The organism is Pandoraea pneumonica, from assembly GCF_049918595.1.
In the GTDB taxonomy this organism is placed as follows: domain Bacteria; phylum Pseudomonadota; class Gammaproteobacteria; order Burkholderiales; family Burkholderiaceae; genus Pandoraea; species Pandoraea pneumonica_A.
Window position 1 is genome coordinate 1 of sequence record NZ_JBNCRZ010000009.1, and the last position, 10,928, is coordinate 10,928.

The 10,928-nt window shown below is 62.7% G+C and carries 9 protein-coding genes and 1 pseudogene; 3 read left to right on the forward strand and 7 right to left on the reverse strand.

Annotation, left to right across the window (positions count from 1 at the left end; genetic code table 11):
* A partial coding sequence (locus ACPWR9_RS25390; protein ID WP_426332403.1) for an ureidoglycolate lyase occupies nt 1-312 on the forward strand: 312 nt, incomplete at its 5' end.
* Between the two features lie 130 nt (nt 313-442).
* On the opposite strand, the gene ACPWR9_RS25395 is transcribed toward ACPWR9_RS25390, so the two are convergent.
* The 7 genes from ACPWR9_RS25395 to ACPWR9_RS25425 form a co-directional block, all read right to left on the reverse strand.
* Nucleotides 443-850, reverse strand: coding sequence for a RidA family protein (locus ACPWR9_RS25395; protein ID WP_426300664.1), 408 nt, complete (start codon nt 848-850; stop codon nt 443-445).
* Between the two features lie 2 nt (nt 851-852).
* Nucleotides 853-1,323 (reverse strand): acyl-CoA thioesterase, encoded by a 471-nt coding sequence (locus ACPWR9_RS25400; protein WP_426300616.1) that lies wholly within the window; start codon nt 1,321-1,323, stop codon nt 853-855.
* Between the two features lie 96 nt (nt 1,324-1,419).
* Entirely contained in the window at nt 1,420-3,063 is a 1,644-nt protein-coding gene (locus tag ACPWR9_RS25405) for an AMP-binding protein (RefSeq protein WP_426300614.1), read from the reverse strand.
* 55 nt (nt 3,064-3,118) lie between these two features.
* Nucleotides 3,119-4,321: an acyl-CoA dehydrogenase family protein gene (locus tag ACPWR9_RS25410; RefSeq protein ID WP_426300662.1), complete on the reverse strand. Its 1,203-nt coding sequence runs from the start codon at nt 4,319-4,321 to the stop codon at nt 3,119-3,121.
* A 37-nt stretch (nt 4,322-4,358) separates the two neighbouring features.
* Nucleotides 4,359-5,222, reverse strand: a complete 864-nt coding sequence (locus ACPWR9_RS25415; protein WP_426300612.1) for an enoyl-CoA hydratase family protein — start codon at nt 5,220-5,222, stop codon at nt 4,359-4,361.
* Nucleotides 5,223-5,326: 104 nt separating this feature from the next.
* A complete protein-coding gene (locus tag ACPWR9_RS25420; RefSeq protein WP_426300610.1) occupies nt 5,327-6,142 on the reverse strand; it encodes an SDR family NAD(P)-dependent oxidoreductase in 816 nt (271 codons plus the stop codon).
* A 9-nt stretch (nt 6,143-6,151) separates the two neighbouring features.
* On the reverse strand, nt 6,152-8,494 hold the full coding sequence (locus ACPWR9_RS25425; RefSeq protein ID WP_426300608.1) for a bifunctional salicylyl-CoA 5-hydroxylase/oxidoreductase: 2,343 nt from the start codon (nt 8,492-8,494) through the stop codon (nt 6,152-6,154).
* 556 nt (nt 8,495-9,050) lie between these two features.
* Here ACPWR9_RS25425 and ACPWR9_RS25430 point away from each other — a divergent pair.
* Together ACPWR9_RS25430 and ACPWR9_RS25435 are read left to right on the forward strand one after the other, a co-directional pair.
* Complete coding sequence (locus tag ACPWR9_RS25430) at nt 9,051-10,787, forward strand: ShlB/FhaC/HecB family hemolysin secretion/activation protein (RefSeq protein ID WP_426312906.1); 1,737 nt, start codon at nt 9,051-9,053, stop codon at nt 10,785-10,787.
* Nucleotides 10,788-10,803: 16 nt separating this feature from the next.
* Nucleotides 10,804-10,926 (forward strand): annotated as a pseudogene (locus ACPWR9_RS25435) (ESPR-type extended signal peptide-containing protein); the annotation flags it as partial.
* Between the last annotated feature and the right edge of the window lie 2 nt (nt 10,927-10,928).

Consider the following 10,928-nt stretch of genomic DNA (forward strand, 5'->3'; position numbering starts at 1 on the left):
TTGGAGCGTCACCCGTTGGGCAGTCAGGCGTTTATTCCGCTGAAGACGCTGCCGTATCTCGTGGTGGTGGCACCGGCAGGCGAGTTGGACGTGACCAAAATGCGCGCGTTTGTCTCGGATGGCTGGCAGGGTGTGAACTATGCGCGTGGCGTGTGGCATCACCCGTTGCTGGCGTTGCACGAGGTGAGCGATTTCATCGTCGTGGACCGGGGTGGTGACGGACACAACTGCGATGAGCAGGATTTGCCGACGACGTACTTGCTGACGCAGGCCGAGTTGGACAAAGTGCAGGGCGTGCCGAAGGCCGCATAACAAGCGACCTTGCAGGGAATCAAATAAGAACGCCAGACGATGTCTGGCGTTTTTGTTTGGCGGGAAGAAGAAACGAAGCGCGGAGGGGGCGGTTTAAGCGCCCCCCAAAAAAACACGGCAAATCAGAACATCAAGCCGCCGGCACCACCGCGGTCACCTCGATTTCCACCTTCGCTTCATCCTCGACCAGATCGGCCACTTCTACGGCCGTCATTGCCGGGAAGTGACGCCCGATCACCGCGCGATAGTGCTCGCCGATGGCTGGGTAGTTCGCCACATATTCTTCCTTGTTCTTCACGTACCAGGTCATGCGCACGATGTGCTCTGGCTTGGCTTTGCCTTCTGCCAGAATCGCCACGATGTTTTCCAGGGTCTGACGCACTTGCAGTGCGAAATCGTTCGTCTCGAAGCGTTGCTGCGCATTCCAGCCGATCTGACCGCCGACAAAAACGATGCGGCTGCCTACCGTCATCTCGAACGCCATGCCGTTCGCGTAGCCGCGCGGTTTCGCCCACTCGGGCGGTTGCAGAACTTGCAGCATCAGGTCACTCCTTCAATTACAGAATCAGGTGCGGCAAAGCGCACAATCGCCGCGCGCTGCGCTGGCGGCACCGCGATGGGCGCGGGCTTACCGCCCTCGCCTTTCGCGACCCAGACCAGCACCAGCGTGGCTTGCAAACGCGTCTCGTCGTTCGCTCCCGCAAAGCGGATGCGCAGCGTCATCGACGAGCGCCCGAGACGCATGACTTCCAGCGACCGCGTGAGCGTATCGCCCAAAAAACTCGGCGCACTGAACCGGCACTCGACGTTAGCCGTCGGCACGCCGAGCCCATCGCGCAGGTGCATCTCGCCGAACGACAACCCCAGCCCTTCGGCGCACCAGTCTTCGACCAGATCGTTGATCATCTCGAAGTAGCGCGGATAAAACACGATGCCGGCCGGATCGCAATGCTTGAAGCGCACCAGCAGCGGCTTCACAAAAGCATGCGTGCTGACTTCTGTGCCCGACATAGTCGTCTCCTCCCTTATCCCTTTGTCTTCCCTCGCGGCGCGCTACGGCGCTACCACGCCCGCCTGCGCCATCCATCGCGCCGACTACTGCGCCAACTACTGCGCCATCTGCCGCAGCTTGAAGCGCTGCAACTTCCCCGTTTCCGTGCGCGGCAGCGCGTCGACAAACTCGATGGCGCGCGGATATTTATAAGGCGCGATGTTAGCCTTCACATACTCCTGAAGCGCCTTAACCATGGCCTCATCGCTCGGCTGACCGGGCTTGAGCACCACGTACGCCTTCACAATCTGCCCACGCGCTTCGTCGTTCGCCCCCACCACGCCGCACTCCGCCACCGCCGGGTGCGTCAAGAGCGCCGACTCCACTTCCGGGCCCGCGATGTTATACCCGGCCGAGACGATCATGTCGTCCGAGCGCGCCTGATAGTAGTAATTGCCCGCTTCGTCGCACATGAACGTATCGCCCGGCAGGTTCCAGCCCTGCTTCACGTAGTTCATCTGACGCGGGTCAGCGAGATAGCGGCATCCCGTCGGCCCCTTCACGGCGAGCTTGCCGACCTTGCCCGGGGGCAGCGGCTGCATGTTCTCGTCGACGATCATCGCGATATAGCCCGGCACCGGCTTGCCGATAGCGCCCGGCACCACATCGCCGTTCGCCGCCGAGATGAATATGTGGATCATCTCCGTGCCGCCGATGCCGTCGATCATCTCGATGCCCGACGCCTGCTTCCACAACTGGCGCGTCGCATCGGGCAACGCTTCACCGGCCGACACCGTCTTCTTCAAACTCGTGAGCGTGTACTTACCGACCAGCGCCGCCATCTGACGATAGAACGTCGGCGCGGTGAAACAGATCGTCGCGCGGTAATCCTGAATCGCCTGCAACAGCGAGTCCGGCGTGAGCTTTTCGAGCAGCACCGTTGCCGCGCCCACGCGCAGCGGGAACGTCAACAAGCCGCCTGTACCGAAAGTGAACGCTAACGGGGGAGTGCCGCAGAAGATGTCGTCCGGCCCCGGCTTGAGCACATGACGCGGGAACAAATCGCACATCGCGAGCACGTCGCGATGGAAATGCATCGTGCCCTTCGGTTGCCCCGTCGTGCCGCTCGTGAACGCGATCAGACAGACGTCGTCCACCGCCGTATCACAGGCGTCGAAGCTCGCCGGTTGGCGGGCCATACGGGCCTCCAGTGAGTGCTCACCTGCATCGTGGAAATAGACCACTTGTGAGAGCACTGGGCAGAAATACTCATGCCCCGCCTGACGATTGAATTCCAGCTCATCCTTAAGACGGCCATCGCATAGCGCGGCGCTGACCTCAGCCTTATCGATGATTTGCTTGAGTTCCTTCGCGCGCAGCAGCGGCATCGTCGGCACGCCGACCAGCCCCGCCTTGATCACCGCCAGCCAGGCCGCCGCCATGAACAGATTGTTCGGGCCGCGCAGCAGCACGCGGTTGCCCGGCACCAGCGCCATGTCGTTGCGCAGCACATGGGAAATCCGGTCGACCATTTCCCGCAGGCCGACATACGAAGTCACCGTGGGTTGGCCGTTCTCGACGGAGTAAATCGCCGGTGCGTCGCCCCGCCCTTGCGCAATCGTGCGATCGAGCAACTCGGCGGCGCAATTGATGCGCGCCGGATACGCCACGTCGGGATTGTCGAGCAGAAACTCGGGCCACTGATCTGCGGGCGGCAAGTTGTCGCGCGCGAAAGTGTCGAGATGTCCAGATCGTTCCATGTGCTTCTCCTTGCCCCCGGTAATCCAGCAATCAGATCAGTCAAGCCTTCGGCGATCAGCCGTCTTTGAGCAGTTCGCGCGCGATGATGAGTTTTTGTACTTCGGTCGCGCCTTCGTAAATTCGCAGCGAGCGAATTTCTCGATAGAGCCGTTCCACGATGGCGCCCGACACGACGCCCGCGCCGCCGAACATTTGCAACGCGCGGTCGATGACCTGTTGTGCCGATTCCGTCGCAAACATCTTCGCCATGGCGGCCTCGCGCGTGGTGCGCTGACCTTGCACGTCGCGCTGCCATGCCGCGCGATACGTCAGCAGCGCCGCCGCATCCACGGCAGTCGCCATGTCGCCCAAGGCGGCCTGCGTCAGTTGGAAATCGGCGAGCGTCTGACCGAACATTTCGCGCGACTTGGCACGCGCCAGCCCTTCGTCGAGCGCACGGCGAGCGAATCCGAGCGCCGCCGCGGCCACCGATGCACGGAAGATGTCGAGCGTCATCATCGCGACCTTGAAGCCCTGCCCGGCTTCGCCCAGTCGCTGCGTGGCAGCCACGCGGCAGTTATCGAACTTGAGTCGGGCGAGCGGATGCGGTGCGCTCACATCGATGCGCTCGGCGATCGTCAGCCCCGGCGTATCGGCATCGACCACGAAGGCGCTGATACCGCGCGCGCCCGGCGCTTCACCGGTGCGCACGAACACGCAGTAGAAGTCGGCGATGCCACCGTTCGAGATCCACGTCTTCTCGCCATTCAGCACGTAGTGATCGCCGTCGAGCGTCGCGGTGCAGGCCATGGCGGCTACGTCGGAGCCCGCATTGGGTTCCGACAGCGCGAACGCCGCAATCGCGTCGCCTGCTGCCACGCGCGGCAAATAGCGTTGCTTCAGGTCTTCGCTGCCTGCGAGCGTGATGGCGCCGCTGCCCAAGCCTTGCATCGCGAAGGCGAAGTCGGCCAAGCCGTCGTGACGTGCAAGCGTCTCGCGCAGCACACACAGGGCGCGCGAATCCAATTTGTCGAGGGCGCCGCCATGGCTGGCGGGCACGCAGTATTTCAACCAACCCGCGCGGCCCAATTGGCGCACCAACGACACGCAAGTCGCATCGGTATCGGCGTGATGATCGACATGAAGCTCGCGCGTGCACCAAGCGTCGAGTTCGGTGCCGAGTTGGCGATGGGCGTCGTCGAAGAACGGCCACGCGAGGAATTCGCTATTACGCGCGTTCTGCGGCGTGCTGGCGTGGGCGTGGGGGTTGGCGTTCATGTTGGACGTCGAGTTCTGGCTCATGATGTGGCTCGCCTCAGTCGCCCTTGAACACCGGCTTCTGCTTTGCGACGAAAGCGTCGTAAGCGCGGCGGAAGTCTTGCGTCTGCATACAGATGGCCTGCGCTTCGGCTTCGGCCTCGATGGCCTCGTCCACGCCCATGTTCCACTCCTGATGCAGCAGCTTCTTGGTCACGCCATGCGCGAACGTCGGTCCGCAGGCGATTTGATCGGCCAGCGTTTGCGCTGCCGAGAGCACTGCACCGCCGTCGTGCAACGCGTTGAAGAAGCCCCATTGCAGGCCCTCGTCCGCCGTCATCACACGACCGGTGTACAGCAATTCAGAAGCACGTCCTTGACCGATCATGCGCGGCAGCAACGTGCAGGCGCCCATATCGGCACCGGCCAGCCCCACGCGCACGAACAGGAATGCCGTCTTCGTTTGCGGCGTGCCCAAACGCATGTCGGAAGCGAGCGCCATCATCGCACCAGCGCCGGCGCAGATGCCGTCGATGGCACTGATGATCGGCTGCGGACACGCACGCATCGCCTTGACGAGATCGCCCGTCATGCGCGTGAAGTCGAGCAATTCCGGCATGCGCATTTGCGTGAGCGGGCCGATGATTTCGTGCACGTCGCCGCCCGAGCAGTAGTTGCCGCCAGCGCCCGTCACGACCACCGTCTTGATATCCGTCGCGTAGACCAGACCGCGAAACAGATCGCGCAGCTCGGCATACGAGTCGAACGTGAGCGGGTTCTTCTTATCGGGACGGTTCAGCGTGATGGTGCCGATGCTCGGACGCCCTTGCGCGTCGTTCGACACCGCCCACAGAAAATGCTTGGCCTCAAAGTTCGCGAACGGGCGCTTGTGGTGCGCCATGGTCAGTTTCACGTCACTCATTACCTTTGCCTCCTTGAGCTTCATCGGCGCCGCACTCGGGCCGGATGAAACAGTTCGATAGTTGTCAGACGATTCGTCGATACGTGGATTTGTTGCCCCGCGCGTCAGCCGGTCAACACTTCCCCACCGGCGACCGCGACCGATTGCCCGGTGAGCGCCGCCGCGCCCGGCTGGCAGAGCCATAGCACGGTGTCGGCAACTTCTTCCGGTTGTACGAGACGTCCCTGCGGATTGTGTTTCGCGAGTTCGGCGCGCGCCTCGGCTTCGCTACGGCCGGTCTTCGCGACGATATTGGCGATCGTCTCGCGCAGGATGTCGGTTTCGGTATAGCCGGGGCACACGGCATTGACCGTCACGCCCTTCTTTGCCACTTCAAGCGCCAGCGCGCGCGTGAGGCCGATCACGCCATGCTTCGCCGCGCAGTAAGCGGTGACATACGGATATCCCACCAGCCCGGCCGTACTCGCCACGTTGACGATGCGGCCCCAGCCAGCGGCAAGCATCGCGGGCAATGCTGCCTGAATGCAGTGGAACGTGCCTGTCAGGTTCACGTCGATCATCTGCTGCCACAACGCGCTGTCGGTCTTGCCGAACGGCGCACTGATCGCTTGCCCCGCGTTGTTCACCAACACTTGCACGGGGCCAAAGCGCTCGGCCGCGCGTGTGAAGGCGGCGTCGACCGCTGCCGCGTCGGCGATGTCGGCGCTCACCCAGTCGACGTCGCCGAGCGCCGCCAATGCCTTCACGCCGCTTGCCAGCGTCGATTCGCTGCGTCCCAGCAGCGTCACGCGCGCACCTTGTGCGAGCAGCGAGCGGGCCACAGCCTCGCCGATGCCGCGTGCCCCGCCCGTCACGAGCGCATGCACGCCTTTGAGCGACGTGGGGGCCGCGGCGTTGGCAGGCGTTATTTGTTGCGTCATGGCGCGTCCTTATTTCCCGATCTGTTGTGCGTACGCGGCAGCACGTTCCAGATTGGTTTCGTACTGCCGTTTGCCGGCATAGTACTGCGCCGGCCAGGCGAGATCCTTGTAGCCGATCTTCGCCGCTTCGTGCAGCGTCCAGAACGGGTCGGCCAGATGCGGGCGCGCCAGCGCACAAAGGTCGGCGCGGCCCGACGCGATGATGCTGTTCACGTGATCCGCTTCGAAGATTGCGCCCACGGCAATCGTCGGAATGCCAGCGTCGTTGCGCACGCGATCGGCGAACGGCGTCTGGAACATCCGGCCATAAACCGGCTTTTCTTCTTTGCTCACCTGCCCCGACGAGCAGTCGATGAGATCGGCACCAGCATCCTTAAAGGCACGGGCAATCAGTACGGCGTCGTCCGGCGTGATGCCGCCTTCGACCCAATCGCTAGCCGAGATACGCACCGACATCGGTTTGTTCTCCGGCCACACCGCGCGCACCGCGTGGAACACTTCGAGCGGATAACGCAGGCGGTTATCCAGCGAGCCGCCGTATTCGTCGCTGCGCTGATTGGTGAGCGGCGAAATAAAACTCGAGAGCAAATAACCGTGTGCGCAGTGCAGTTCGAGCCAGTCGAAACCGGCTTCGGCGGCGCGGCGGGTGGCTTGCACGAAATCGTCTTTCACGCGATCCATGTCGGCGCGGGTCATCTCGCGCGGCGTCTGTGAAACGCCATCGATATAAGGCAGCGGCGAGGCGGAGATCAGCGGCCAGTTGCCGTCGTCGAGCGGCTGGTCGATGCCGTCCCAAGCCAGTCGCGTCGAGCCCTTGCGACCCGCGTGACCGATCTGCATGGCGATCTTGGCGTCGCCGCCCGCATGGACGAAGTCGACAATGCGCTTCCAGGCGTCGCGCTGCGCATCGTTCCACAGCCCCGGGCATCCCGGCGTGATGCGGGCGTCGGGCGACACGCAGGTCATTTCTGCCACGATCATGCCCGCGCCGCCCAGTGCGCGGCTGCCAAGGTGCACGAGGTGGAAGTCGCCGGGCACGCCATCGACGGCCGAATACATCGCCATCGGCGACATCACGATGCGGTTCTTGAGCGTGAGCCCGCGCGCTTTGAACGGCGTGAACATCGGCGGAATCGCATGCTGGCCCGCAGCACGCGACACACCGGCGTGTTCGGCGAGCCAATCTTCGAAGCCCTCAACGTAAGCGGCGTCACGCACGCGCAGATTCTCGTGCGAGATGCGCTGCGAGCGCGTCAGCAGCGAATAAGCAAACTGTTCCGGCGAGAAGCGGGCATAGCGCTCCACGGTTTCAAACCATTCGGTGGAATTACGCGCGGCATTTTGAATCTTGAGCACTTCGATACTGCGTGCGGCTTCGTAGTCGTCGAGCACACGCGGCAGGGCGTCGACGCCGTCGGTGCCCAGACCGTCGGCCAACGCGATCGAATCTTCGAGCGCGAGCTTCGTGCCCGAGCCGATCGAGAAGTGGGCGGTGTGGGCGGCGTCGCCCATCAGCACGACCGGCACGCGCTTGCCGTCCATCTCGTTCCAGTGCACCCAGCGCTCGCAGATCACGCGCGGGAATTGAATCCAGATGGCCGAGCCGCGCAAGTGCTTGGCGTTGCTCATCAACTCATGGCCGCCGAGGTACTTGGCGAACAACTGCTCGCAGAACTTCACGCCCTCTTCCTGACTCATCTGGTCGATGCCATGGGCACGCCAGACGGCTTCCGGCGTCTCGACGATGAACGTCGATGTGTCGGCATCGAACTGGTAGGCATGCGCCTGAAACCAGCCGTGCTCGGTTTTCTCGAAGGCAAACGTGAAGGCGTCGAAGCGCTGATGGGTGCCGAGCCAGACGAATCGGTTCTGGCGCGTGTCGATGTCGGGGCGGAACGTGTCGGCGTAGCGGGTGCGAATGCGGCTGTTCAGGCCATCGGAGGCGATGATCAGATCGGCCTGATAGCGCCGTGCGATTTCCTGATCGTCAGCGACGTCCGTCTCAAAGACGAGTTCCACGCCGAGCGCTTCGCAGCGCGCCTGAAGAATATTGAGCAGCTTCTTGCGGCCAATGCCGATGAAGCCGTGACCGCCCGAGGTAATGGTGCGGCCTTCGAAGTGGATATCGATGTCGTCCCAGTGATTGAAGGCCTCGTTGATCTGCGCGGCGCTTACCGGATCGGCTTCCTGGAGGTTATCCATCGTGGCATCGGAGAACACCACGCCCCAGCCGAAGGTGTCGTACGGGCGATTGCGCTCGACCACCACGACACGGTGCGAAGGTTGGCGCAGCTTCATCAACAGCCCGAAATACAGGCCGGCAGGACCGCCACCGATACAGACGATATTCATCTTCACCCTCCGGAAAACATTGACCGCGCACCGTTCACGCCGATCTTTGTTAAATCGTAAATAGTTTATGCCTAAAATACTAGCGAAAAAAATTAGCCGCTACAAGGTCAGATTGCAAGTGCCGAAGGTGGGGAAAACGCGGAGTTTCGTCACGACATGGTCGAATACAGAAATTCCGCAACCCAATTCCGAAAATCGCTCGGGATATTGCGCAAGAAGGGTTCGGACGATTCCGATTCTCATAGTTTGAGCCATTTTTACAATTACAACTCGTCGCTTGGCTGACAGAATTGGTCCCAGTTTCGCCATCAGCGGTTCTCTCTGCAAACCCCGGCCTAACGCTCTGGTGTAAGCCCCCCCGGCTGTAGCACGGTCACCGTGCTCACTGTTGCACCCGCCTCCCGCGCCAGCGCGCGACGACGTACCGACAACGATCGATGACCGTCTCTACCGACGGTGGCTTTGTCACGCGCTGCGATTTTCGACTTCGTAACCGGGCAATGCATTCGTGGCACATCGTGACAGTCTTATTTCTCTTCTTCGTGTCGTCAGCGCGGTGGCCCTCGCGCTTCCCGCAGCAACGGCTACGGCGGACTCGGTCAGCAATCAAGGCATTCGGGATCAACGACTTGAACAACAGCGGCGCGAAAGCGACGAGCGGACGCTGCGCAGCGACGCGCCTGACGCGCGTCTGACGCTCGATACGCGGCAAGCGGAAGTTAATGACGCAGATCTGACCACGCTTCCCTCAGAAGCCCCCTGCATCGCGCTTCGTGAAATTGACGTCACAACCGTTGACGGCATCCCCTTGCCAACGCAGTTCACGTTTGTGCAGCGCGCCTTAGCACCGTTCATCGGCCAGTGCGCTGGGGCAAAGGGCATCGCCCATATCGCTACGTTCGCTACGGACGCCGTGCTCACCCAAGGCTGGCTGACGACGCGTGTGGTGGTCCCTGAACAGGATCTCGCCGATGGTCGTCTGAAGTTATTGATCGTCCCCGGCCTGGTCTCGACCGTGCGCTTTAGCGATCCCGCCACACGCACACACTGGCAGGCCGCTCTCCCCCTGCGCGAGGGCGACATTCTGTCGCTCCCCGCGCTCGAGCAAGGGCTGGAGCAGCTCAAGCGCATGCCGAGTCAGGACGCCGATATTCGTATCGAGCCAGGTGACGCACCGGGCACCAGCATGCTGGTGATCGATACCCAGCGCAGGCGCCCATGGCGGCTGCTGGCGTCGGTCGACAACAGCGGCACCCGCGACACAGGTCGCTTGCAAGGGCAACTCGCGGTGGGCGTCGACAACTTGTTAGGGCTGAACGATCTGCTCGACGTCGCCGTGCAGCACGACCTCGCCACGGGTGACGATCGTTTCGGCACGAAGGGCGCGAGCCTCGGCTACTCGTTTCCGTGGGGCTACAACACGGTGTCGATCTTCGGCAGCACGCGTGCGTACTTCCAGCGCATCGCGGGGGCGAATCAGACGTTCGTCTCAAGCGGGCGCAATCAGATTGCCGAGTTGAAGGTGGAGCGCGTCGTGCAACGCGACCGCAACGGCAAGACGGCACTCGAAGCTCGACTGGGCCGCCGCTTCGGCAGGAGTTTTATCGAAGACTTCGAAATCCCGCAGCAGTACCGCAACAACACCTATTTCCAGCTCGGCGTGGCGCGTCGGCAGTACGTGGGTGCAGCGCAAGCCGACGTCGTGCTGAGCTACCGGCAGGGCATGCCTTGGTTCGGCGCACAAGACGATCTGCGCGACCCGGTCACCCAGCGCATGGCCCAACAGACCTATCGCTATCACCTCGTCTTACTGGACGCGCAGTGGTCCGTGCCATTACCCGCCCTGCCCGCAATCCCTGCCCTCGCCATCGGCCCGACGCCGTTGCGATATGTCGGCGTCTTTCATGCCCAGACCACGGCCGACGCGTTGTGGGCGGTCGATCAGATCGCGATCGGCGGGCGTTACAGCGTGCGCGGCTTCACGGGCGACTACACGTTGAGCGCGTCGCGCGGCTTCTTTCTCCGTAACGAAATCCATATGCCGATAGGCACCAGCGCGCATGCGCTCTACGCCGGGGTCGATTACGGGCGCGTATTCGGTCCGGGCACACGCGAATTGCCCGGCACGCAGTTGGCGGGGGCTGTGCTGGGCTTGCGCGGCCAGTTCGGTGCCCATACCGATGCGTTCGTCAGCGCCAGTTACGACGTCTTTCTAGCCAAGCCGCTCTATCGCCCGGCCGGATTCCCGACCAATTCCATCGTTGCTGGCGTGTCCCTCGCCCTGCGCTACTGAGCTATTGAGTTTCCACATGAATCACCGTTGCTTCCGTCTTGTCTTCAGTCACGTCCGGCGTCAGTGGATTGCCGTCGGAGAACATGTCCGCTGCGGGCGCACGCCCGGGACGTCGCGAGCGGCACGCCGTCGAACCCGCCC